This is a genomic window from Devosia sp. CAU 1758, from assembly GCF_054482695.1.
The window spans coordinates 974,414-996,740 of record NZ_JBTLRJ010000001.1 but is presented as its reverse complement, the minus strand read 5'-3'; the positions used below and the strand labels follow the sequence as shown (position 1 = coordinate 996,740).

At 61.8% G+C, this 22,327-nt stretch carries 26 protein-coding genes; 15 read left to right on the top strand and 11 right to left on the bottom strand.

Features of this window, described 5'->3' with window-relative positions; translation table 11 throughout:
* Positions 1–2 precede the first annotated feature (2 nt).
* The 4 genes from fliQ to flgB form a co-directional block, all read right to left on the bottom strand.
* Positions 3–269 carry a flagellar biosynthesis protein FliQ gene (gene fliQ, locus ACXYMS_RS04930; protein WP_375597031.1) on the bottom strand — a complete coding sequence of 89 codons (267 nt, stop codon included), beginning with the start codon at positions 267–269 and terminating at the stop codon, positions 3–5.
* 170 nt (positions 270–439) lie between these two features.
* The gene (locus tag ACXYMS_RS04925) at positions 440–775 is read right to left on the bottom strand and encodes a flagellar hook-basal body complex protein FliE (RefSeq protein WP_458904174.1); all 336 of its coding nucleotides are present in this window, start codon (positions 773–775) and stop codon (positions 440–442) included.
* A gap of 21 nt (positions 776–796) precedes the next feature.
* Positions 797–1,207, bottom strand: coding sequence for a flagellar basal body rod protein FlgC (flgC, locus tag ACXYMS_RS04920; RefSeq protein WP_458904172.1), 411 nt, complete (start codon positions 1,205–1,207; stop codon positions 797–799).
* 31 nt (positions 1,208–1,238) lie between these two features.
* Positions 1,239–1,646 (bottom strand): flagellar basal body rod protein FlgB, encoded by a 408-nt coding sequence (gene flgB / locus ACXYMS_RS04915; protein ID WP_458904170.1) that lies wholly within the window; start codon positions 1,644–1,646, stop codon positions 1,239–1,241.
* Between the two features lie 221 nt (positions 1,647–1,867).
* Between flgB and ACXYMS_RS04910 the strand changes: the two genes are divergently transcribed.
* On the top strand, positions 1,868–2,497 hold the full coding sequence (locus tag ACXYMS_RS04910; protein WP_458904168.1) for a FliO/MopB family protein: 630 nt from the start codon (positions 1,868–1,870) through the stop codon (positions 2,495–2,497).
* A complete protein-coding gene (gene fliP, locus ACXYMS_RS04905; RefSeq protein WP_458904166.1) occupies positions 2,460–3,251 on the top strand; it encodes a flagellar type III secretion system pore protein FliP in 792 nt (263 codons plus the stop codon). The genes ACXYMS_RS04910 and fliP overlap by 38 nt, the downstream gene beginning before the upstream one ends.
* Here the strand turns inward: fliP and ACXYMS_RS04900 are convergent.
* From ACXYMS_RS04900 to ACXYMS_RS04880, 5 genes are all read right to left on the bottom strand, one after another.
* Entirely contained in the window at positions 3,248–6,535 is a 3,288-nt protein-coding gene (locus ACXYMS_RS04900) for a hypothetical protein (protein ID WP_458904165.1), read from the bottom strand. The genes fliP and ACXYMS_RS04900 overlap by 4 nt on opposite strands.
* A gap of 247 nt (positions 6,536–6,782) precedes the next feature.
* Positions 6,783–7,748 carry a MotE family protein gene (locus tag ACXYMS_RS04895; RefSeq protein WP_458904164.1) on the bottom strand — a complete coding sequence of 322 codons (966 nt, stop codon included), beginning with the start codon at positions 7,746–7,748 and terminating at the stop codon, positions 6,783–6,785.
* Entirely contained in the window at positions 7,745–8,173 is a 429-nt protein-coding gene (locus ACXYMS_RS04890; protein WP_458904162.1) for a DUF6468 domain-containing protein, read from the bottom strand. Before ACXYMS_RS04890 ends, ACXYMS_RS04895 begins: the two co-directional genes overlap by 4 nt.
* Positions 8,173–9,363 (bottom strand): flagellar motor switch protein FliM, encoded by a 1,191-nt coding sequence (fliM, locus tag ACXYMS_RS04885; protein WP_458904160.1) that lies wholly within the window; start codon positions 9,361–9,363, stop codon positions 8,173–8,175. Before fliM ends, ACXYMS_RS04890 begins: the two co-directional genes overlap by 1 nt.
* Complete coding sequence (locus ACXYMS_RS04880; RefSeq protein WP_458904158.1) at positions 9,363–9,860, bottom strand: flagellar basal body-associated FliL family protein; 498 nt, start codon at positions 9,858–9,860, stop codon at positions 9,363–9,365. Before ACXYMS_RS04880 ends, fliM begins: the two co-directional genes overlap by 1 nt.
* A gap of 287 nt (positions 9,861–10,147) precedes the next feature.
* Here ACXYMS_RS04880 and flgF point away from each other — a divergent pair, with 287 nt between their 5' ends.
* The 8 genes from flgF (at position 10,148) to ACXYMS_RS04840 (ending at position 16,485) form a co-directional block, all read left to right on the top strand.
* Positions 10,148–10,885, top strand: a complete 738-nt coding sequence (flgF, locus tag ACXYMS_RS04875; protein WP_458904612.1) for a flagellar basal-body rod protein FlgF — start codon at positions 10,148–10,150, stop codon at positions 10,883–10,885.
* 18 nt (positions 10,886–10,903) lie between these two features.
* Entirely contained in the window at positions 10,904–11,689 is a 786-nt protein-coding gene (gene flgG / locus ACXYMS_RS04870; RefSeq protein WP_458904156.1) for a flagellar basal-body rod protein FlgG, read from the top strand.
* Between the two features lie 11 nt (positions 11,690–11,700).
* Positions 11,701–12,648, top strand: a complete 948-nt coding sequence (gene flgA, locus ACXYMS_RS04865; RefSeq protein WP_458904154.1) for a flagellar basal body P-ring formation chaperone FlgA — start codon at positions 11,701–11,703, stop codon at positions 12,646–12,648.
* Positions 12,649–12,665: 17 nt separating this feature from the next.
* Positions 12,666–13,412 carry a flagellar basal body L-ring protein FlgH gene (gene flgH, locus ACXYMS_RS04860; protein ID WP_458904152.1) on the top strand — a complete coding sequence of 249 codons (747 nt, stop codon included), beginning with the start codon at positions 12,666–12,668 and terminating at the stop codon, positions 13,410–13,412.
* Positions 13,413–13,650: 238 nt separating this feature from the next.
* A complete protein-coding gene (locus ACXYMS_RS04855) occupies positions 13,651–13,821 on the top strand; it encodes a hypothetical protein (protein WP_458904151.1) in 171 nt (56 codons plus the stop codon).
* Positions 13,822–13,871: 50 nt separating this feature from the next.
* Entirely contained in the window at positions 13,872–15,368 is a 1,497-nt protein-coding gene (locus ACXYMS_RS04850; protein ID WP_458904149.1) for a carboxypeptidase M32, read from the top strand.
* On the top strand, positions 15,365–15,901 hold the full coding sequence (locus tag ACXYMS_RS04845) for a hypothetical protein (protein ID WP_458904147.1): 537 nt from the start codon (positions 15,365–15,367) through the stop codon (positions 15,899–15,901). The genes ACXYMS_RS04850 and ACXYMS_RS04845 overlap by 4 nt, the downstream gene beginning before the upstream one ends.
* 161 nt (positions 15,902–16,062) lie before the next feature.
* Positions 16,063–16,485 carry a YciI family protein gene (locus tag ACXYMS_RS04840; protein ID WP_458904146.1) on the top strand — a complete coding sequence of 141 codons (423 nt, stop codon included), beginning with the start codon at positions 16,063–16,065 and terminating at the stop codon, positions 16,483–16,485.
* Positions 16,486–16,549: 64 nt separating this feature from the next.
* Here ACXYMS_RS04840 and dksA read toward each other — a convergent pair whose 3' ends face one another.
* Both dksA and ACXYMS_RS04830 read right to left on the bottom strand, forming a co-directional pair.
* On the bottom strand, positions 16,550–16,966 hold the full coding sequence (dksA, locus tag ACXYMS_RS04835; RefSeq protein ID WP_458904145.1) for an RNA polymerase-binding protein DksA: 417 nt from the start codon (positions 16,964–16,966) through the stop codon (positions 16,550–16,552).
* A 166-nt stretch (positions 16,967–17,132) separates the two neighbouring features.
* Positions 17,133–17,552, bottom strand: a complete 420-nt coding sequence (locus tag ACXYMS_RS04830; RefSeq protein WP_458904143.1) for a flagellar assembly protein FliX — start codon at positions 17,550–17,552, stop codon at positions 17,133–17,135.
* Between the two features lie 245 nt (positions 17,553–17,797).
* Between ACXYMS_RS04830 and ACXYMS_RS04825 the strand changes: the two genes are divergently transcribed.
* From ACXYMS_RS04825 to ACXYMS_RS04805, 5 genes are all read left to right on the top strand, one after another.
* Positions 17,798–18,922, top strand: coding sequence for a flagellar basal body P-ring protein FlgI (locus ACXYMS_RS04825; RefSeq protein WP_458904141.1), 1,125 nt, complete (start codon positions 17,798–17,800; stop codon positions 18,920–18,922).
* Entirely contained in the window at positions 18,922–19,260 is a 339-nt protein-coding gene (locus ACXYMS_RS04820; protein ID WP_458904140.1) for a rod-binding protein, read from the top strand. Before ACXYMS_RS04825 ends, ACXYMS_RS04820 begins: the two co-directional genes overlap by 1 nt.
* The gene (locus tag ACXYMS_RS04815; protein WP_458904138.1) at positions 19,257–19,724 is read left to right on the top strand and encodes a flagellar protein FlgN; all 468 of its coding nucleotides are present in this window, start codon (positions 19,257–19,259) and stop codon (positions 19,722–19,724) included. Before ACXYMS_RS04820 ends, ACXYMS_RS04815 begins: the two co-directional genes overlap by 4 nt.
* A gap of 97 nt (positions 19,725–19,821) precedes the next feature.
* Positions 19,822–20,163, top strand: a complete 342-nt coding sequence (locus tag ACXYMS_RS04810) for a hypothetical protein (RefSeq protein WP_458904136.1) — start codon at positions 19,822–19,824, stop codon at positions 20,161–20,163.
* Positions 20,164–20,319: 156 nt separating this feature from the next.
* The gene (locus ACXYMS_RS04805; RefSeq protein ID WP_458904134.1) at positions 20,320–22,149 is read left to right on the top strand and encodes a flagellin N-terminal helical domain-containing protein; all 1,830 of its coding nucleotides are present in this window, start codon (positions 20,320–20,322) and stop codon (positions 22,147–22,149) included.
* Positions 22,150–22,327 lie beyond the last annotated feature (178 nt).

Below are 22,327 nucleotides of genomic sequence, written 5' to 3'. Positions count from 1 at the left end.
CCTCAGCCACCCACGATGATCATGTCGACCACCCGGTCCATATAGCCGGCCATAGTGGCGCCCAGGAACGGCAGGGTGATGAGCATGGTAATGAAGATGGCGATGATCTTGGGAACGAAAACCAGGGTCATTTCCTGGATCTGCGTCAGGGCCTGGAACAGGGCGATGACGACGCCCACGATCAGCCCGACAAGCATCATGGGCATCGAGACGATGATCAGCGTCCAGATGCCCTGGCTGGCAATGTCGAGCACTTCTGCGCCGGTCATGGCTCAAACCTTCTTCGAATCGCCCTGCAGTCTAGCAGACCACCGAGCCCACCATCACCTCCAGGCCGTCCTCGGGCTCGACACGGGGACTATTTTCAACATCCATTGCAATGGAGATTGGCGCCCGGGTCAGGCCCGAGGGCGGCACAGTGGATGTTGAGGCGACCGGTTTAGATCGGCATCCGCATGATTTCTTCATAGGCCGAAATCACGCGGTCGCGGATCGTGACCATGGATTCGATGGCCATTTCGGTTTCCGACAGCGCCGTGACCATGTCGACCACATTGGCCTTGCCGCTGACCATGTCCATGGCCATCTGGTTGGTCGCATTGCCCTGGTCGACGACGCCCTGCACGTTCTGCGCCAACAGGTCGGCAAAATTGCCGCCTGCTGCCGGGGCTGTGGCCGTCAGATCGGCGCTGGGCTTCGCCGCCTGGTTGATCAGCCGGCTGGCATTGCCATAGGCGGTGGCGGCAGCATTGAATGGGGTCGTATTGATGGCCATGGCGAGGGCCCTCCTGATCTATCAGCCGCGCAGGATGTCGAGCGTGCGCCCGAGCATCTGGCGAGTCACGGTGACCACGTTGAGATTGGCTTCGTAGCTGCGCTGGGCCTCGCGCATGTCCACCGTCTCGATCAGCGTATTGACGTTGGGATACTGCACATAGCCAGTCTCGTCCGCCGCCGGATGGCCCGGCTCGAACCGCGAGGTGAAGGGGCTTTGGTCGAGGGCGAGGCGTCCGATCTCGACCACGCGCCCGCCAACATCGGCATCAAAGCTTGTCTCGAAGGTCGGAATGCGGCGGCGGTAGGGTTCTTCCCCCGGCGCGGTGCCGGCGGAATCCACATTGGCGATGTTCTCGGCGATGACGCGCATTCGGGCGGTCTGCGCATGCAGGCCCGTAGCGGCGATGCGGAGCGAGGAATTGAAGTCCATGATCTACCTCTGGGATGCGTCTTGAAGCGCGCTAGACATTCTTGCCCATTGCAACGCGCAGGATGCGGATGGATTTCTGGTAGAGAGACGTGGCGGCCTGGTAGTCCATCATATTGGTCGTGACCTTCATCATCTCGTCTTCCAGGGTCACCCCGTTACCCTCGGGGGTAATCTCGAAATTGGCCATGCGCTGCGCATCGAACGCGCCCCCCTCGCCCGACGAGGCCGAGAAGTGCATGGGCTGGGTCACCGTTGTCATCACGGCCGATGAACCAAGCATCGCCCCGCGATCGGCAAAATCGTATTGCTTGAGATCGCGGCCGCGATATCCCGGCGTTTCGGCATTGGCCACGTTTTCGGCAAGCAGGCCTTGACGGGTCTGGTGCCAGCGCATCTTGTCGGTCAGAGCCGAAAAGACTGGCATGTCCATGAGGCCCATCGGCCGAACTCCCGCAAGTGCTGCAACAGGGCAATTCTTGCCGGGTGAATGGTTAACCAAGCGTTAAGCGCGCCTTGGCCGGCGCCAAATCCAGCTGCAATTTGCAGAATTGACCGCTCTGCTGGGCAAGAAGTGCCGATCCGGGGTCTGCCGCGGCTATTGCCGGGCCCGGAATCGCGCTATGGCCTAGCCTAGGCGAAATGCTCTTGGAGGTCTTGCGCGTGCAGTTCATCACCGGCCTGTTCGGCGGCAGTGGCAACACCATCCTCACCATGATCTTTGCCCTGGGCATTGTCGTGGTGCTCATCATCCTGGCGGTCTGGCTGCTCAAGCTCCTGTCGAAGTTTTCCGGCAATGCGGTGCGCGGGCGTAACCGCCGGCTTTCGGTCGTCGATACGCTTTCCATCGACCCGAAACGGCAATTGGTGATCATCAGGCGCGACGATGTCGAACACCTGATCCTGACTGGCGGACCGCAGGATGTGGTCGTGGAAACCGGCATTGCCATCCAGGAGCCGGCCCAGGCGACGCCCCAGCGGCGTCCCCTCCCCGCCATCGTCACCCGCAAGCCCGCCCCGGCAAAAATGCCCGCAGCAGCACCTGAACCGGTGCCGGAATCCGAGCCCGCCTCGACCCCGCCGGCCGAAACCACCGTTCGCCGCGGCACCCGCTCGCTGCGCCATACAGGGCTCTTGCGGCCCGTCAGTGTCCAGGACCCCACCGTGACCGGGCAAAACCCGGACATTTCAGCCGAGCCGCCTGCCGACTCAGCTAAAGAGGACGACAACGACAAGGTGAGCGAAGGCGAAGCGCTTGAGCACGAGACCGGCAATCCTGCCAACCGACCCTGATCCGGCGCGTACCCCGCGCTGGAAACGCCTTCTGCCATTCCTGGTAGCCGCAGGCTTCGCGATTGCCCTCAGCGGACGGGTCTATGCCCAGGACCTCTCAATCGATTTCGGTGACGACACGACGCTGACCGAGCGGGCCATCCAACTCATCGGGCTGATCACCCTCCTGTCGCTGGCGCCCTCGATTCTGGTGATGGTGACCAGCTTCACGCGCATCGTGGTGGTGCTGTCCCTGCTGCGCACCGCCATCGGCCTGCAGACCGCACCGCCGAACACAGTCATGGTCTCGCTCGCCCTGTTCCTGACGCTCTTCATCATGCAGCCCACCCTGCAGCAGAGCTACGACCAGGGCATTGCCCCGCTGATGGCCGCGGAAATCGAGTTTGCCGAGGCCTTTGACGCAGGCGCGGCCCCGATCCACACATTCATGCGCGCCAATGTGCGGGACAAGGACCTGGAACTCTTCTACGACCTGACCGAAGCCGAGCCGCCAGACGAGCCCGAGGCCATCCCGCTGCAACTGCTGGTCCCGGCCTTCATCATCTCGGAATTGCGCCGCGCCTTTGAGATCGGCTTCCTGCTGTTCCTGCCCTTCGTGGTCATCGACATGGTCGTGGCCTCGGTGCTGATGAGCATGGGCATGATGATGCTGCCGCCGGTCGTCATCTCCCTACCCTTCAAGCTGATCTTCTTCGTGCTGGTCGATGGCTGGTATCTGGTGGCCGGCTCGCTGGTCCGAAGTTTTGCGAGTTAGAGCGAAGCGACCGCCGCTTCGGCCTTGCTGGCCTTGAGCGGGGTCAGGGCCCCCTCGCCGGCATAGGTTTCCCGATATGACGCCAGGAACGCCGAGAGGCTGTCCACGGCGGCCACTTCGGAGGCGACCCTCTTGAATTCGAGACTCGTTGTCTGGATCGGACCGGTGACAAAGTCGAACATCGGCCATTCGGGCGAGGCAACCATCTGCTCTCCAAACTTGCCGCGCAGGCGCGACAGGCCGAAATCATCGCTGGCCAGAACATAGCCCACGGCGGCCTTGATCAGGCTCATCCGCGCCACCAGGTTAAGTGGCTTGCCTGCGGGCGCATTGCCGTAGATCGCCTCGATCATTTCGCCCGCCTGACTGTAGCGTCGGGCCTTCCAGTGCGCATCGATCCGCAGCAGTTCGACATCCTTGCCGTCCATATTGCTGATCAGGTCCAGGGCCAGTTGATCACGGCCGCCATCGATCATGGCGCGAGCTTCCAGTATGCGGCGCTGGCGCTGCAGGGAATCGGGCAGCCCCGGCAGTTGCGTGTCCCGGAGCACGCGCATGGCCTCGTGCGGCTTGCGGTCGGCCAGGTAGATCACGGCCAGGTCGGAAGCGATCTGGGTGCGGGCAACACCGCGCAGGCGATTGTCGAGCTGATATTGCAGTAGGTCTGCGGCCTGGGCGAGCAGATCCACGCGCACGAGGCGTCGCGCCAGGTTACGGATCATTTCGTCGCCGCGTGCGCCTGGCGGGGTCAGGTGCTGGAAATCGTAGTAGATGGCCATCGCCTCGACAGCGCCAATAGAATCGGCGACGCCGTTCAGGAACAGGTCCGCAAACATCGACTGCGCCTGGTCGCGCAACGCGTTCACCGGCGGACTTTCGGGATAATTGGCCACGGCCGCTTTCACCGTCTCGAACCCAAGCCGGTAGTCGCCATTGCGGAAATAGAGCTGTGCCAGCAATGTTTGCATGTCCGCTTCGAGAGCATCTCCACGCCACAGAAGGGTTTCCGCCGCCAGGGTCTGCGTCCCCTTGGCCAGATCCAGCCGTCCTTCCTGGTCGAGCAGCAGCAGGGTGCGATAGACCGCCTCGGCGCGCGTCGGGCGCACTTCCGATACGATCACCTGTCCATAGGTATCAAGGGCTTCCTGGTTGCGCCCCTCGGCTTCGTCGATGCGACCCGAGAGGAGGTGGAACATCGACGCATCCTCGACACTGATGCTCGCAAAGTCGATGGCATCGAGCATGCGCTGGGCAAGGCTGGAATCGCCGGCCTCCACCGCCGATCGCGCCGCGGCCAGGCGGAAGCGGTTGCGGGCCCACTCGGGGTAGTTATCGGCAATTGCGCGGGCTTCCATGGCGTCGAAACGGGCACCACGATAGTCCTGGGTCTCTGCACGGGCGATGGTGCGCCAGAACAGGGCATCCACCTCCTGGTCCAGCGAGGCGGCATTGAGCAGATGCAGTGCATCGCGCGGCCGTCCCGCCAGCACATTGGCAATAGCGGATGTGCTGCGGATTTCCCTTGTCAGGTCCGCGGCCTTGAGCTCGTCATCCAGCACCTTGAGCACGCCGATCGCTTCGATTGCGAACCGGTTGGCCACCAGATACTGGGCAAGCCGCAACCGGGCGATGTCGCGATTGCGGCCTTCGCCGGCCGCAGCAGCGGCCTCCAGACGGTCGCGGTTGTCGATAAAGGCCTGGGGGCTGCGCTCTTCCAGCGACACAAGATCGAGATAGCCGGCGCGCGCTGCTTCCTGCGCCTCCGAACCGGTATTGCGCAAGGTGTCGATAGCCGAGACGGTAAGGCCTCCGGTGGTGGAAATCACCGCTTCGGGACTTTCAATGGCTACGGACAGGTTCGCCGACTTGGGCTGCACCACCAGGCCATGTACGCTACGCAGCGCGCTGAAATCCACATAATCGAGCGACCGCGTCAGCCCCCGCGCTGGTGGATAGGCCGTCACCACCTTGAGCACGTCACCAACCAGCGGATCACGGAAGTCATGCACCCGGCCCGGACGGACAATGTCGACCACCATCTCGAACGAGCCTTCGATATCGCGCCGCCGTGACAAAGCCATCGGCTCGGTGGGGCTGAGCATCATGTCGCCGAGCGAAAGCACCCAGGCCATGCCCTCGGACCCCAGGGTCGCCAGCCGGTCCTGTGCGAGATCGAGCCTGACCACCTGCGTGTCGCCAGAGGACACAACGGTGAATTCCTGCGCCACGCTGTCCAACTCGCTCGATCCCAGCGGGGCGACAATGCCGCTCACCGTATCGAAGATCATCCACACGGAGTTACCGCGCCGGAAAACAGCGGCCGGCGTATCCTGCTCAAACGGGAACACCACCCGCACCGTATTGCCGAGCACGCTGACGAACGGGGTAATGCTTTCCGACGCCGCCGGCTGCAAGGCAGCAATCTGCGGTGCCTCGGCGACCTGCGCCTCGATCTTGACGTCAGCCGCGATTTGCTCGGCCTCCGCCGACAGGTCGGCGCGGGTCAAGGCCGGCAGTTCGGTACCGGCAATATCGATGTCGAGCACATATTGCGCGGGGGAGATGGCGTAAAAGCGCGGTTCAACCCCTTCGGTGAAAAGGAAGGTGGCCACGGCGCCATCGGCAGAAGAGCCTGCCTGCACCGAGACCAGTTCCTCGGGGAGATTGCCTGCGAGGGCGCTCATATCCATCTCGACTGGCCATTCGAACTTGGCCGCGCCCAGTTCCCCGGTCTGGGTAAATACCCCCTCAGTAGGCACGGACCAGTCGAACTGCAGCCGCATGAAAGTGGCGTTGCGGCCAACGCGAATATCGACCTTGGGATCCAGTTCCGCCGCGAGGCGCGCCTTGCGATCGCGCTCGGCCTTGATGGCCGCCATCCGAGCCCGCTCAGCCAGCTCGTCGATAATCTCCTGCGGTAGTGCCGGTGGCATGCCCTGCCAGCTGACCGGCATCAGGTCGATAAACAGCTTCTCTCCGGCCTCGATGCGGTTGAAATTGAACCCGCTCTTGAGAGCCAGCCGCAGGCCGCGGCCATCCGGATCGACGCGGGCCATGGAGAGATAATTCGGCAGGGTGACCGCGACATCGGGGAGAAGAATCTCCACCGGGTTCGCGAATTCGACCGAAAGCACGCCATTGTCGACGCGAAACTCATATTGGGGGAGTTCATCGAGTGAGGGAAAACTGAGAATAAGGCGCGCATAACCCTCTTCCTCGGTGGCATAGAGCTGGCCCTGATCCTGCGCAACAGCCGGCAATGCAAGGGCCAGAATGCTGGCCATTGCCGATGCGGCCAGGACAATAAATGTCCCCCGCCAGCCTGACTTGTTTGCGGTCTTCACCGGCTTCTGCCCGCCCGACGCATGATATCGCGCTTGTGGGACGGGAACGGCAATTCCCGGGATCCTCAATACGCGAGGGGTTACAACACTCCATGGCGCAACCGTCTTCTTGACGGCCCAACGCCTTGACTGCGCAACCCTAGCGATGGGTACTTAACACCCCCCTAAGGGGTGGACCGGCAATTATCTATTGTCCGACGATTTGTGGCAGCGCCGCGAGGTCTTCCGGTGCCATCTGGTCAAGCGGGTCGGTGCTCGCCGAGGCCATGCGCACCGTCAATTCCTGCGCCCGCATGGTGTCCATCTCGGCCAGGATGGGCGCCATCTTGCGCGGGGACATCATCTTGGCCACGCGCAGCAGAACCTCGATATCCAGGGCATTGAAGATATTGGCGGCATCCTTGGGCTTCATCGTCTCGTACATGGCAACGATGCCGGCAAACTGACCCTCCTCCATCTCCTTGCGCTGTTCGACCAGCGACGCAATCTGCCCCTCAATTGCCTGAAGGGTCTGTTGCCGCTCGTCGATCCGCTTTTCGGCGGCTTCAACCAGCGACGCGCGCATGGCCAGTTCCTGCTCGAAACTGTCGAGTTCGGTGCGACGGGCAGAAAGGCGCTCCAGGAGTGCCTGCTCGGTCAGCGTCGACTCGCCGGCCGTCAGGGGCTGCGCGCCAGCGGGTGTCAGCACTTGCGGCAAGGCGTCAGCCAATGGCGGGCACTCGGCGGGAATAACCAGGAGTTCACCCTCGCTGGTATCCACTTCCCCGACTTCGGCGACCGGACGTGGGTCGCATGCATTGTTATCGACAATCGTGTTGGCTGCCGCTTCCTCGTGCGCCGCCTCGGCCTCACCCCCTTCGGTTGCACCATGACTGGCAGCTGGCTCGCCGTGGCCGCCGGAAACAGGGTGTTCGCCCAATGTAGGGGTGCTGTCGTCAAGCGTGGGACTGGTGTCCTCGATCGTTGGTTCATTGGGCAGCGTTACCGTTTCGCCCGGCGTTGCACCGCCACTGCCCGATCCGCCGCCTGCCGCCTGGGCGACACTGACGCCGCTCAGGACATAGCCGCCATTGGTTGCCAGCCCCAGGGTCTTGAGGACCAGCAGCGCGGCGACGGCCATGATGACAATCGGCAGCAGGCGAATATTGGTCACGCAGCGGCTCCGCGACTACGCACGCGCTCGGACAATTGCTGCAGGGCATTCTGCACCTTGTTCGGCGGCTCGACCGGTTCGATGGCCTGGCTGTGCCGGGCAACGCTGGTGATCTTGGCGATGCGCTCCATCAGCACGGTGCCCGCAGTCACGTGATTTGCCAGCTCGATGCCGAACCGCTCGCCCTCTTCCAGCCGGGCTGTCAATGACAGATCGGCTTCGACCGCCGTGGACTTGAGTTCCTTGATCGCCTGGTTGGCCAGATTGGTCGCGCTGACCAGGTCCGCCACCATCTGGCGCATCGCATCCTTGTCCTGATGCAAAAGCTTGAGGCGCTGGTTCAGGAGCACGCAATAGCCAATGGTCAGGGCCAGCAGGATTGCCACAGCGCCTTCCACGAAAATTCCAAGAGGCAGCCCGAACATCATCGTCCTTCCATCGTCTCGTCGATTGCCTCGAAGGCCGCCATGGTGACCTTGGGCGGGTTGAGCGGGTGGGTCACCCGCACGGAAACATTGTTGCCGATATGGCCCATGATGGCCTCGGTCAGCTCGACATCGCCACAGCGCAGGCGCACCGGGTCGTTTGGGCTGCGCTCGAACATCAGCGTCTGCCCCGGCTTGAGGCTCAGCAGCTTTGAAAGCGGCAGTTCCTGCTCATGCAGCACCGCCTCGATCTCCACATCGGCCTGGAAGATCTCTGTCGCCAGATGCCCCTCCCAGATCGGGTCGCGGCCGAATTTTTCACCCATGAACATCTGCAGCAGCTGTTCGCGGATCGGCTCGATGGTGGCATAGGGCAGAAGAATTTCGATCTTGCCGCCGCGATCATCCATCTCGATGCGCAGCTCGATCAGGATAGCGGCATTGCCCGGCCGCGAAATGGCGGCAAAGCGCGGATTGGTCTCCATGCGCTCGAGCTTGAAGTTGATCTGGGTCACCGGTTCGAAGGCGCGGTGCGTGTCCTCGAGGATAATCTCGATCATCTTGCGCGCCAACGCCATCTCGATGGTCGTATAGGGCCGCCCCTCGACGCGGATATTGCCGCCGATACGACGACCGCCGAGCAGCACGTCGATCATCGAGTAGATCAGATTGGAATCGACGGTGAGCAGGCCGTAATTCTCCCACTCCTCGGCCTTGATGACCGACAGGATAGCGGGCAGCGGGATGGAATTGAGATAGTCGCCGAAGCGGACCGAGGAGATCGAGTCCATCGTTACTTCGACATTGTCGCTCGTGAAATTGCGCAGCGAAGTCGTCGCCAGCCGCACCAGGCGGTCGAAGACGATTTCGAGCATGGGAAGGCGTTCATAGGAGACCAGGGCCGAATTGATGAGGGCCTGGACACCCGTCAGCTCGACATTGCTGCCGGCGCTGGAGTCGAAGCCGAGCAGGCTATCGATCTCGTCCTGGTTGAGCACGCGGTCTGCACCGCCCTCCCCGTCGCCATCGCCGCCTTCGAGCATGGCAGCCCATTCGGCGGCGGCGGCGGCGGCCCGCTCCTCGTCATTCATGTCGCTTTCATCGACCGCAACGGGCGTATCCGAAGCCGCGCCGAGATCGTCGAGCCCCCAGTCGTCCGTCAATTTGTCCTGATCGCTTGGTCCAGCCATTACTGCACCAGGATTTCCTTGAAGAGCACGCTCTCCACATGGGCCGGATAGATGGCGAGGTTCACCCGCCGCAGCAATTCTTCCTTGAGCCTGTAGATACCTGCCGACCCTTCGAGGTCGCTCTTGCGCAATTCGCGCATATAGACCTGGAACGCGTCGATGACCTTGGCGAGGCGCGGCTGGATTTCGGTCATCATCTGTTCATCAGCGACCTCCAGGGCAATGGTCAGCTTCATGAAGGATGAGGCTTCACCTGTCGTATTGAGGTTCACCATCATGGGCGGCAGGTTGAAGATGAAGGTGTCGTGCACTTCCGAGGCGGACGAGGAGCCATGGCCACCCGCCACTCCCTCCTCGCCACCCGAGGACGAGAGAAAGAAGAACAGCCCCGCCCCGCCGATCAGCAGGACCGCCAGGGCCGCACCAATGATGATGAAGAGCTTCGGGATGCCCTTCTTGGCCGGCGCTTCAGTTCCTGCTTCTGCTTCCGCAGCCATATCAGAGGCCCTATTAGATGCCCGCAATCCGGACGATTCCGGCTCACGGACCAGCTAAGGCCCAGTTGGTTAACGAATAGTTACAAAGCACGCCAATGCGGCAGTTTTTGCCGGGCAGCTTTTGCCGATTGCACAGGTAAAGTCTGCCACATGTTAACCTCGGCGGATCACTAACACATTGATTTTACACAGATTGTCGCTCTGGCACGGTTGCTGCAAAGTAAATCGGCGAGGCGACAGGCTTGGGGAAGCAGGCCGTCTCGGGGACCAAACCGGGGACTATCATGATCGAGAACGCGCAACTCATCGGCCTCAGTCGGCAGATCGCGCTGCAGCGGCAGCTGGATGTGGTGGCGAATAACATCGCCAATCTCAATACCACCGGCTTCAAGGCCGAGCAGATCCTGTTCGAGGAATACATGATGCCGGTCGCCCGCGACCGCACCTTCCCAAACCAAGACCAGCCTCTTTCCTATGTCCAGGACTGGGCGACCATGCACGACCTGTCGGGTGGCGCGGTCGTCCAGACCGGCAATGAACTCGACGTTGCACTCAATGGCGATGGCTTCTTTGCCGTCGAGACCGCCGGCGGCGAACGCTGGACCCGGGCCGGCTCGTTCCAGCTCAATAACAACGGCACCCTGGTCGACCTCTCCGGTAATCCTGTGCTCGGCACGGGCGGCCCCATCCAGTTCGGCCCCGAGGAAATCGGCATCACCATAGCCAGTGACGGCACGATCTCCTCAAGCGCGGGTCCCAAGGGCCAGTTGCGCATCGTCGAATTCGCCGATGCGCAGGACCTCAAGCGCGAAGGCGCCAACCTGTTCTCCGGTGGCGACCCTGAGGTCAATGTTGCGACCCGTATCATGCAGGGTCATGTCGAGCGCTCCAACGTCTCGGGCGTCTCCGAGATGGCCGAACTGATCAAGGTGCAGCGGGCCTATGAATCCGCCGCCTCTCTCGCCCAGAAGCAGGATGAATTGCGCCGCACGGCCATCCAGCGTCTTGGCGACGCCAACGCCTGAACCTGAAGAGATCACGCCATGAAAGCTCTCTATATCGCATCGACCGGCATGGGCGCCCAGGAACGCAATGTCGAAGTCATCTCCAACAATATCGCGAACATGCGCACCACCGGCTACAAGCGGCAGCGTGCGGAGTTCCAGGACCTGCTCTACCAGCAGATCACAAGGGCCGGCTCGCAGACCTCCGACCAGGGCACCATGGTGCCGGCGGGCCTCGAGATAGGCTCTGGTGTGCGCACGGTGTCCACACCCCGCGTCATGAGCCAGGGTTCGGTGAACCTGACGGAAGGCGAGCTGGACGTCGCCATTCGCGGCGAAGGCTTCTTCATGGTGCAACTGCCCGATGGCCGCACCGCCTATACCCGCGATGGCTCCTTCGAGCGCGACCCCCAGGGCACACTGGTGACTTCCAGCGGGCATCCGCTTGATCCGGGCATCACCATTCCGGGCGAAGCGCGCGGCGTTGCAATATCACCAGATGGCACGGTGGAGGCCTATCTCGGCACCGACGCCACCGCGACCCAACTTGGCCAGTTGCAGCTGGCACGCTTCGTCAACAAGTCGGGCCTTGAATCCATGGGCGACAACCTGTTCCTCGAAACCGCAGCCAGCGGCGCCGCCCAGGTCAGCGTTCCCAATGTCGATGGCACGGGCGACCTGCTGCAGAACTATCTCGAAATGGCCAATGTGAACTCGGTCACCGAAATCGCCGACCTCATCGCCGCCCAGCGCGCCTATGAGATGAACGCCCGCGTCATTTCCGGCGCCGACCAGATGATGCAGGCCACAAGCCAGCTGAGCTGAGGAGACTGACGATGAAAACTCTCCGTATTGCCGCCCTGGCTCTTGGCATGGCTCTGGTATCCGACATGGCCTTGGCCGCCCCCGTGCTCCGCGCGGACATCAATGTCAGCGCCCCGGTCGTCACCGTGGGCGACATGTTCGAGGATGCCGGCGTCCTGGCCGAATTGCCGCTGTTCCGCGCGCCTCTGCCCGGCACCACCGGCAATGTCGACCTGGCCGCTGTGCGTTCGGCAACGGCGCGCATCGGCCTCACCAGCTTCGAGGCGAACGGCCTCGCCCAGGTCCGTGTGTCCCGCGCCGCTGCCATTGTCGACCATGACCTGCTTGCGGGCCTGATTGCAGAAGACTTGCGCACCCGCGGTATTCTGAGCGACGCCATGAGTGCCAACATGCTATTCGCAAGCCCTGTCGATATCATCAACGTCGCCACCGGCGACACCCCGGCGCGTTTGGAAAGCCTGCGCTACCTGCCCGGCAATGGCACCTTCGCCGCCCGGTTCCTGCTTGCCGGCATCGATCGGCCGCTCGACATGTCGGGTACCATCGAGATCAGCATCGAGGCGCCGCATCTTGTCGACGGGCTGCCCGCAGGCACCATACTGCGCCCCGAACACATCACCATGCGCCCCCTGCCCATCCAGCAGGCTGATGCGCAGGGCGTCGCCTCGATGGAACAATTGGTCGGCATGTCGCTCAATCGCCAGAGCCGCAACGGCATGGTCTTGCGGGCCAGCGATGTCAGCACCCCGCTGGCCATCGCCAAGAATGATCTTGTCACCATCTACTATCGCCAGGGCCCGATGACCCTGACGGTGAAGGGACAGGCCGTGAGTAGCGCCGCGACCGGCGCGCCGCTGCAGGTGCTCAACCTGATCTCCCGGCGCGTCATCAGCGCCACCGTTATCGCGCCCGGCGCCGTGGAAGTCTCCACCTCGCCGGTCACTCTTGCCGGCCTCTAGTATCGGGACAGATGAAAATGAACATCGCCAAGATCGCCACCATCCTGACCCTCACCGCCGCTTTGGGCGCCTGCAGCACCATGGATCGCCTTGCCAATGTCGGCCAGGCGCCGGTCCTGACGGCCATTGCCGATCCCACCACCACTGCAGGGTACCAGCCCGTGCGCATGCCGATGCCGGAACCCATTGCCGATACCTACCAGGCCAATTCGCTCTATCGCACGTCGGCCAAGGGCTTCTTCAAGGATGAACGCGCCCATCGGGTCGGTGACATCCTGACGGTCATGGTCACCATCGACGACAGCGCCCAGATCAACAACAATACCCAGCGCTCGCGCAATTCGACCAATAGCGCCGGCATGGGTGGTCTGTTCGGCGCCGTCTTCTCCAGCGCCACCGATGCCGCAAAAATCAATGTCGACCCACAGGCCGCTATCGACTTCAACTCCGGCATCCGCGACACCGGCGCCGGCTCGGTCAATCGCAGCGAAGCCCTCGAAACCTCGGTCGCCGCTGTCGTCATCCAGGTGCTGCCCAATGGCAATCTGGTCATCGAGGGACGTCAGGAAGTACGGGTGAACTTCGAGGTCCGCGACCTGATCGTGACAGGCATCGTCCGTCCCTCGGACATACAGGCCAACAACACGATCCCCTCCACCAAGATCGCCGAAGCCCGCATCTCATATGGTGGCCGCGGCCAGATCACCGATGTGCAGCAACCCCGCTACGGCCAGCAGGCCATGGACGCGATCCTGCCCTTCTAGCCATTATTCTTCTCCGGCGGCGTTCCATCCCCATGGGCGCCGCCGCTTTCCCCGCCGTGCCAGAATGGTGCGGCACGGTCCCGCCAGCAGAAGCGGCAGGACCGAATACCCCAGGCTCCTGCTGTCCCAGGCGCGGAGCCCCTCCCCACGAGGCGCAGCTTCCCCGGCTGCGCCTCTCCTCTTTTGGCAACCCACCATGGCTCATTCGAGTTGGCGTTCGAGGAGGGAGGATGAATCCATGAACCTTGGAACCGGAATTGCCATTGGCATCGCCATCGGCGCTGCTATCGGCGCTGCACTCGACAATATCGCCTTGGGCATCGGGGTCGGTATGGCCATTGGTATCGCCATTGGCCTTGCCTCCAATGGCAACCGCTCAGATAAGGCGCCGCCAGCCGACAAGCCTTGATCGTCCTTTCGGGCTGTGGAACAGATCAGGCTCAATATTCGGAGCCTGAAATGTCCTTCCAGAAACTCGATGAGCTGGGCCGCAAGCTCGAGGCGCTTGAGCATGCCCTTTCCATCCTCGGAGCCGACGAGGCCACGCATATGGCCGTCGGTGGCGGGGAGAAGCGGGCGGAGGCCATGGCCAACCTGGCCGGCATGTATCACGCGCAGGCCACCGCTCCCCAGATTGCCGACTGGATCGATGCGGCCCGCAACGCAGACCTTGATACCGATCAGATGCTGGCGCTCGCCGAGTTCGAGCGCAACTACATCAACGCCACCTGCCTGCCGACCGAGTTCGTGGAGCGGCGCACCGCCGCCACCATGCGCTCCGAGCAACTTTGGCGCGATCTACGGCCAAAGGGCGACTGGGACAGCTTCCTGCCGGCGCTCGAAGGCGTGATCGCGCTGGTCCGCGAGGAAGCGGCTTTGCGCTCGGCAGCGACCGGGCTGGCCGCATATGATGCGCTCATGGATCAATATGATCCGGGCAACCGCACCGCTGATATCGATGTCGTGTTCACCGATTTGAAGAGCTTTCTCAAGGACTTCGTCCCCGTCGCGCTCTCGGTGCAGGAACAGCGCCTCGCCGCACGGCCGCGCAAGGCGCTCAACGCCCCCTTCCCGATCGAAAAACAGCGGGAATTGGGACTGGCGGCAATGCGGGCGGTCGGTTTCGACTTCACCCATGGCTCCCTTGCTGTCTCGCATCATCCCTTCTGTGGCGGCGTGCCCAGCGATGTGCGCATGACCACGCGCTATCGCACCGACCAGTTCCTCACATCGCTGATGGGCGTGCTGCACGAAACCGGCCACGCCCTCTATGAACAGGGCCTGCCCAAGGACTGGTCGCATTGGCCGCTGGGCAAGGCGCGCGGCATGGGCATGCATGAAAGCCAGAGCCTGTTTGTCGAAATGCAGCTCGCCCGAAGCCCCGAATTCTGGGAATTCATGCTGCCGCTGGTGCACCAGCACCTGGGCGATCAGGCCATTGCCGGCTGGGACATCACTGATGTCCTTAACGAGGTCAATTTCGTCGAGCGCGGCTATATCCGCGTCGATGCCGACGAAGTGACCTACCCGCTCCATGTCATCCTACGCTACGAGCTGGAGCAGGATCTGGTCTCTGGCAAGCTCGAAGCCAGCCAGATTCCGGAGGCCTGGGATGCCAAGATGACCGAGTATCTCGGCATCTCGACCATCAATGACCCCAAGGATGGCCCGATGCAGGACGTGCACTGGCCCGGTGGCGCCTTCGGCTATTTCCCGAGCTATACGCTGGGGGCCATGATCGCGGCACAACTGGCCAATTCCATGCAGCGCGACGTTCCCGACATGCACGATCAGATGCGCAAGGGCGAGTTTGCCGCGATCAACCAGTGGCGGTCGGACAAAGTCTGGTCGCAGGCCTCGCGCTATTCGACCCCTGACCTGATCACCCGCGCCACCGGCGAACCGCTCAATGCCGACCACTTCAAGGCCCACCTCAAGCGGCGCTACGGCCCATGAGACCGCAGGGTTTCGAAGCGCTCTGGAGCCGGGACCGGGCGGCGCAGAATGCCGCCTATGCCGCCATCCTGCCAATGGCCGAAGCCCCGCTGGACTGGGCCTATGAAGTGTGGGACGAGGTGGTCGCCCGACTGGCAAGCGCCGACAATCACGACCGGGCCATTGCCGGACAATTGCTGCCGCGCCTGGCGCTGAGCGATCCGGAAGGCCGCATTGTCGGCGACCTGCCCCGGCTTATGGCCGTGACCGATGACGAGAAATTCGTCACCGCGCGCCACACCATCCAGTCCCTCTGGCGCATCGGCTTGGCCGGCGAAGCGGCAAGGACCGCTTTGCTGGCGGCGGTCGAACGGCGCTTTGCCGACTGCGCCAGCCACAGGAACGCAACCCTCATCCGCCATGACCTGCTCGACGGACTGCGAAAACTGGCGGACGCGACTGAGGATAAAGCCATCCGCCCCCTGGCGGAGCGTCTCATCGCCAGCGAACCAGACGAGAAATATCGCAAGAAATACAAAACTCTGTGGCGCTGAGCGGACTCATTTTGTTCGACCCGCGCCGGTCCCATGAAGCCAGACTTTGCATTTTCCTGCTGAAGCGCGAAAATAGAGAAGAAAAAATGTCGAAGCGGGTCGCCTCGGCTCGTCGGCTCGGCAGGAGGGCAATTTCGCCCCTGCAATTGAGGAGACAGTAAATGCGCGTTATCGTATTCGTCAAAGCCACCGCCGACAGTGAAAATGACGTCCTGCCCAACACCGAGCTTCTTGAAGCCATGGGCAAGTACAATGAGGACCTGATCAATGCCGGCATCATGCTGGGCGGGGAAGGCCTAAAGGGCACGCGGCATGCCAAGCGGGTGCATTTTTCCGGCTCGGATCGCTCCGTCATCGACGGCCCCTTCACCGAAACCAAGGAACTGGTGGCCGGCTACTGGATCTGGGAAGTGCGCGACATGGACGAGGCAGTCGAATGGGTCAAGCGCTGCCCCAACCCGATGTTCAGCGAAAGCGACATCGATATCCGGCCGGTCTTCGGGCTTGAAGACTTTGCCAGCGAAATGACCCCGGAAGTGCAGGCCATCCACGACCGCAATGCAGAGCGCGTGCCGGGCAGCTGATAACCCGGAATGACAAAATAAAAAGCCCGCATCACTGCGGGCTTTTAATCTCTTCTGGGCGCGCCTATTCGTCGCGATAGACCTTTTCGCGGCGCTCATGCAATTCCTGGGCTTCCAGGCTCAGCGTGGCCGTAGGACGGGCATCGAGCCGGGCAAGCCCGATCGGATCGCCCGTCTCTTCGCAATATCCGTAAGTCCCATCGTCGATGCGCTTGAGCGCAGCGTCGATCTTGGAGATCAGCTTGCGCTGGCGATCCCGCGTTCTCAGTTCCAGTGAACGATCACTCTCAGAACTTGCCCGATCCGCCATATCGGGATGATTCTGGCTTTCCTCCTGGAGGTTTTCGAGAGTCAGGCGGCTTTCGCGCAAGATCTCGTCCTTCCAAGCATGCAGCTTGTTCCGGAAATATTCCCGCTGGCGCGGGTTCATAAACGGCTCGCCCTCGCTGGGTCGATAATCCGTAAGTTCAACCGAAGACATCAGCAGACTCAACTCCAATGCGCCCTTGGCGGCCTATATATGCGCGTCGTCCGCGCCCGGCAAGCACACAACTAACCTCTCGTTAACGCAGCAATACCCTGCGCGAGAGGCGCGTAACCCGGAACTGACAACATCTTGATGACAGATGTGCTTTTGCCGGTCGCCATCAAAGCTGGGGAAATCGTCCCAACTTGGCCAGTTCGACCCGCACCCGAAGCTCGATATCATCGATCAGTGCGTCCAGGTCCGGCTCGACCTGTTCCCGTAGCGTGCCGAGCTGGGTCACCATGGCATCGAGCCGCACCGGGGTAACTTTCCCGACCAGCAAATCGGCCTTCATCTCTTCGAGCAGATCAAGCAGGCTTGAAGCGCGTTTGACCGCCTTGCGCCGGCCCTCGGTAAAATCGCCCACGGCCTGCAATGCCAGGATTGCATCGAGCCCCGCCGCCTGGGCAAGGGGCGCCGTATTATTGACCCGCGCCGCGCCGTGCTCGCCGGCGGGCATGAAGGCGGGGCTGCTGCCGGCTTTGCCGACGGCGCTCCGGCCAGCCACTCCGCTGGAACGATTGGTGGCCTCTATACGCAAGGATTCTGACTCACTTGGGGCATCTCGATACGGCAAAATCTGCCCAGCGGAGTTAACAGAGCCTTAACAAGCCCGGCAAGAATTGCAGCCCAATCCGGATTTGACTGGCCCTCGACCGCAAGAGCTCATAAATTATTGTTAAATATCAATGGTATGACCCGACAATCCGGATGTGGCACGCTTCTGGCATTGCAGGATGGCAAGGCCGCGCCATGGGGATGGAGCGGCGTCATTCGGGGAATGAAATGCCAATGCGCCTGTTTCGCACCATCGCAGCCACAATCCTGAGCGCGGCCCTGACACTGTCTTCGCTCACGCCCATCCACGCCGCTCCCGCGCGTATCAAGGACATCGTGGACATGGAAGGCATTCGCGAGAACCAATTGGTCGGCTACGGCCTGGTAGTTGGCCTCAATGGCACCGGTGATAGCCTCAACAACTCCCCTTTTACCAGGCAGTCCCTGCAGTCGATGCTGGAGCGGCTGGGCGTCAATACCCAGGGCGAGAATGTGCGCACGGCAAATGTTGCCGCTGTTATGGTCACCGCCAACCTGCCGCCCTTCGCCACCCAGGGCTCGCGCATGGACGTGTCGGTAGCAGCCCTTGGCGACAGCGACAGCCTTCAGGGCGGAACATTGCTGGTGACGCCCTTGCTCGGCGCCGATGGCGAGGTTTATGCCATTGCCCAGGGACCGGTGCTGATCAACGGCTTCAGCGCCCAGGGCGACGCCGCCAGCGTCATCTCCGGCGTCCCGACCACCGGCCGCATTTCCTCGGGCGCCCTGATCGAACGCGAAATCGATTTTCACCTGGGCTCCCAGCACACGCTGCGGCTGGCCCTGCGCAATCCGGACCTGACCACGGCGCGGCGCATCGCGCTGGCCGTCAATGACTTCATCGGCGCGCCAACTGCGGTCCCGGAAGACCCGGCCACGGTCCGCCTGACCCTGCCGCGCAATTTCAACGGTAATATCGTGGACCTGCTCACCGATATCGAGCAGCTGATCATCCAGACCGACCAGACCGCCAAAATCGTCATCGACGAGAATTCCGGCATCATCGTCATGGGCAAGGATGTACGCGTCTCCAGCGTCGCCGTCGCCCAGTCCAATCTCACCGTGACCATCGCCGAGAACCCCGAAGTGGTGCAGCCCAATCCGCTCACCCTTGGACAGACGGCCGTCGAGCCCAACACCAATCTCAATGTCAACCAGTCAGACATGGCCCTCCAGGTGGTGCAGGAGTCGGTGACGCTCCAGCAATTGGTCGATGGCCTCAATGCTCTGGGCATCTCGCCCCGCGATCTGATCGCCATCCTCCAGGCCATCAAGGCCACGGGCGCGCTCCAGGCCGAGATCGAGGTGCTGTGATGAACACAATCGACCCGACAGGCTCCAACCTCTCGCCCAACCAGTTGCTGCGCATCCGCACCCAGGCCGAAGAGCTCGAAGGCGTGTTTCTCAACATGCTGACCAAGGAGATGTTCGCCTCCATCAAGGGCGACGAGAATTTCGGCGGCGGCTTCGGCGAGGAGACATGGCGCTCCATGCAGGCCGAGCAGCTAGCTAACACCATGGCTCGGGCCGGCGGCGTCGGTATTGCCGATGACCTGATGGGGCAGATGATCGCCCTGCAGGAAGCCGCCAATGCCAGTCGGGGTCTGACCAGTTCCAATATTATCGCAAGTACCGGAGTGTACGGAAAATGACCGCTGCCGCCCGTTTAGCCGCCCTCGACGCCATGCCGGCGGAAGAGCTCTGCACGCATGCCGAGCAGGCCCTTGCGGCCCTGGTCGATGTCATGAACCAGGAAACCACCCTGCTCCGCGCCGGCCACCTGCGCCAGGCAGGCCAGTTGACGCCGGACAAGACCAGGCTCGCCCAGGACTATGTCACCTTCGCCCGCGCTATCCAGCGTCAGGGCGCCCGGCTGGCCACCGAAGCCCCCGGAGCCATAGAGCGCCTGCGCGCCGGCCACGAGAGCCTCGCCACCCAGATGGCCGAGAACCTTCGTGTACTGGCGACCGCCAAGTCGGTGACCGAGGACGTGCTGACCGATGTCGCCCGCATGGTTGGCCAGCAGAACCGCGCCAAGACCTATGGCACGGCCGGCAAGGTGGCGACCGACGCCAATTCGTCTGCCAAGGGGATCGCCGTAAACCGGGCTCTTTGAAGATAGGCATTTGAATCAAAGACCGATGTCGCTGTTGAGGTGGGGATAAGAAGCTCAGCATAGGGTTTCCGCGAATAGGTGCATTCGGGGGAAGGTTATGGTTACAAGCCTCGCCATTGAGCCTGTATCTTCGGGCGCGACACATATGACGGATTATCGCTATCGTCCCTCCATGGGCGAGCGCACCATATTGCCTGACAGCACGCAGAAGTCTCCAACCTCCGCAAAGGCCGGAGACCGGAACGCCCATCTGTCCGACGACAAGCGCCCGGAGCCGCCCGTCGAGGTGGAACGCGACCGCACGTCTGACTTTGCTGCTGCGGTCATCGCGGGTGCGCTCTCGCCCAAGCCCCAGACCATGGAGGAATTGCTGCGTCGGATCGGATCGGCGGATATTCCCGAAGAATCCCAGGCACGGCTCAAGGACCTTCTCGCTTAAGTTAACATTTCCCTAGACCTTCCCAGGTCGAGTATTGGAAAAGGCCCCGGTTCCGGGGCCTTTCTCTATTTTGGCTTGTGAACTCGAAACAAGATTTTGCCCAAAGTTTCATCAGCGACTTAACCCTTCTTTATAGCCTCCCGTTAGAGGATCAGCGTGCCTCAGGAGAGGCGTTTTTGTTTGCGTAATCCTAGAAAAGGATCTGCCAAAATGGCTGATATCTCTCTTTCGAAAGCCGTCCGTTCGAACCTGCTCTCACTCAAGAGCACTGCCGACATGATGGCCTCGACTCAGAACCGCCTTTCGACCGGTAACAAGGTCAACTCGGCTCTGGACAACCCCTCCAGCTGGTTCACTGCCAAGGGCCTCACCAATCGCGCCAGCGATTTGGGCTCCTTGCTCGACTCCATGGCCAACGGCGTCAAAACCCTTGAAGCCGCGGACAACGGCTTGTCGGCCATGACCAAAACCCTGGAGTCCATGCAGTCGACCTTGCGTCAGGCCCGTCAGGACAAGTCTTTCCAGACCCACTCCATGACTATGGGTTCCTTTGACCCTAACGATGCGGACCTGGGTGCGCTCGTTCTTTCGGGTGGCTCGGTGGGCAACCCAACTTCGGTTGCGCTGACCAAGTCGGGCACCGGTGCTCAGGTTGAGATGGCTGCGGCCTTCGAAACCCCGATCGCTGCGCGCACCGCTTCGCTGGTCGGTGACGTTGCCAATGACGACGCAGCTGCCGTTGCCGGCAAGACTTTCGAGATTACCTTCGGTGATGAGACGGTCTCGTTTGTCCTGGCAGCCGACGCCGGCAATACTCTCGCCGACTGGGAAGCCATGATCGAGGAGACCCTCGACAATTCTGCATTATCCGGCGTGGTTGAATTCTCCTCGGCTGGTGGCAAATTCACCTTCGAAACCGTTGACAACGTCGACGGCGAAATCACCGTGGACGGTGGTGATGCCGCTGCTGTGATGGGTGCTGTACCCGCTGACCCGGATGACCCGCAAGCCGGTGATCGTGTGTCGACCGCTGGTTCTGACGGTCAGTACTCTTTGACCATCAACAACCGCGAGATCACCATTGAATCGGGTGATACGGTTGAGGATGCAATCGACACCATCAATGCCGCTCTGGAAGGCAAGGTCGATTTTGAAGCCTATGAAGCTACTGGCAACAAGATCGCTCTTCGCGCCACATCGGCAGACGCTGGTACCCTGACCATCGGCGGAGACGACGCCGCGCTATTCGGCACGGTCGATGCCGCAGCATCACTTACTTTCGCTCGCAGCGTCGACGAAATGGTGGCTGCAGTGAACATGACCGCCGACCTGGAAGGCAAGGTCCGCGCCTCGAACGACAATGGCAAGCTCCGCATCGAGAACCTCTCGACTCAGGATCTTGAAATTGAGGGGCTCGATGCCAACGGCGCCCTTAACGGTGGCGTCGGTACTGCCGAGGTCTCGGGCAACTCAGTCCGCGCCGGTCTGGCTGCTCAGTTCAACGAACTGCGCGATCAGCTCGACAAGCTGGCTGACGATGCCACCTTCAATGGTATCAACCTGCTGCGTGGCGACAAGCTGTCGATCACCTTTAACGAAACCGGTACGTCGTCGATCGATATCCAGACCAAGGATGGCGAGACCGTCAACTCTTCCAACCTCGGTGTCTCGACCACCCTGGAAGAGTCGGATCTCGACAGCGACACCACCATCGATGGCGAACTGACCAAGCTCAAGAACGCCCTGAATGAAGTGCGTTCGCAGGCTTCGACTTTCGGTTCCAACCTCTCCATTGTGGAAAATCGCCAGACCTTCACCAATGCGATGATCAATACTCTGGAAGATGGCGCCGGCGACCTGACCCTAGCCGACATGAACACGGAAGCTGCAAACCTTCTGGCCCTGCAGACCCGTCAGTCCCTGTCGCAGAACTCGCTTTCGCTGGCGAGCCAGGCCGACCAGTCGATTCTGCAGCTCATCCGTTAATCGCGTCAGCAGCACATCACCCAATAGGAAGGGCGGGCCGCAAGGCCCGCCCTTCCCTTTTATGCCCAAGGGCCGGCATTTTTTTATGGTGTATAAGACGTCAATCCGCATGGTTAACGGCCCTTTAAGAAATGACGGTTAACTCTTTGGGCAAGCGGCCGGAACGGCCTGAGGCAAG

Coding starts and splice junctions, on each gene's coding strand:
- fliQ (WP_375597031.1), bottom strand. CDS start 269: ATGACCGGCGCAGAAGTGCTCGACATTGCCAGCCAGGGCATCTGGACG.
- ACXYMS_RS04925 (WP_458904174.1), bottom strand. CDS start 775: ATGGCCATCAATACGACCCCATTCAATGCTGCCGCCACCGCCTATGGC.
- flgC (WP_458904172.1), bottom strand. CDS start 1,207: ATGGACTTCAATTCCTCGCTCCGCATCGCCGCTACGGGCCTGCATGCG.
- flgB (WP_458904170.1), bottom strand. CDS start 1,646: ATGGGCCTCATGGACATGCCAGTCTTTTCGGCTCTGACCGACAAGATG.
- ACXYMS_RS04900 (WP_458904165.1), bottom strand. CDS start 6,535: ATGGCCAGCATTCTGGCCCTTGCATTGCCGGCTGTTGCGCAGGATCAG.
- ACXYMS_RS04890 (WP_458904162.1), bottom strand. CDS start 8,173: ATGTTCGGGCTGCCTCTTGGAATTTTCGTGGAAGGCGCTGTGGCAATC.
- fliM (WP_458904160.1), bottom strand. CDS start 9,363: ATGGCTGGACCAAGCGATCAGGACAAATTGACGGACGACTGGGGGCTC.
- ACXYMS_RS04880 (WP_458904158.1), bottom strand. CDS start 9,860: ATGGCTGCGGAAGCAGAAGCAGGAACTGAAGCGCCGGCCAAGAAGGGC.
- flgG (WP_458904156.1), top strand. CDS start 10,904: ATGAAAGCTCTCTATATCGCATCGACCGGCATGGGCGCCCAGGAACGC.
- flgA (WP_458904154.1), top strand. CDS start 11,701: ATGAAAACTCTCCGTATTGCCGCCCTGGCTCTTGGCATGGCTCTGGTA.
- flgH (WP_458904152.1), top strand. CDS start 12,666: ATGAACATCGCCAAGATCGCCACCATCCTGACCCTCACCGCCGCTTTG.
- ACXYMS_RS04855 (WP_458904151.1), top strand. CDS start 13,651: ATGAACCTTGGAACCGGAATTGCCATTGGCATCGCCATCGGCGCTGCT.
- ACXYMS_RS04850 (WP_458904149.1), top strand. CDS start 13,872: ATGTCCTTCCAGAAACTCGATGAGCTGGGCCGCAAGCTCGAGGCGCTT.
- ACXYMS_RS04845 (WP_458904147.1), top strand. CDS start 15,365: ATGAGACCGCAGGGTTTCGAAGCGCTCTGGAGCCGGGACCGGGCGGCG.
- ACXYMS_RS04840 (WP_458904146.1), top strand. CDS start 16,063: ATGCGCGTTATCGTATTCGTCAAAGCCACCGCCGACAGTGAAAATGAC.
- dksA (WP_458904145.1), bottom strand. CDS start 16,966: ATGTCTTCGGTTGAACTTACGGATTATCGACCCAGCGAGGGCGAGCCG.
- ACXYMS_RS04825 (WP_458904141.1), top strand. CDS start 17,798: ATGCCAATGCGCCTGTTTCGCACCATCGCAGCCACAATCCTGAGCGCG.
- ACXYMS_RS04820 (WP_458904140.1), top strand. CDS start 18,922: ATGAACACAATCGACCCGACAGGCTCCAACCTCTCGCCCAACCAGTTG.
- ACXYMS_RS04815 (WP_458904138.1), top strand. CDS start 19,257: ATGACCGCTGCCGCCCGTTTAGCCGCCCTCGACGCCATGCCGGCGGAA.
- ACXYMS_RS04810 (WP_458904136.1), top strand. CDS start 19,822: ATGGTTACAAGCCTCGCCATTGAGCCTGTATCTTCGGGCGCGACACAT.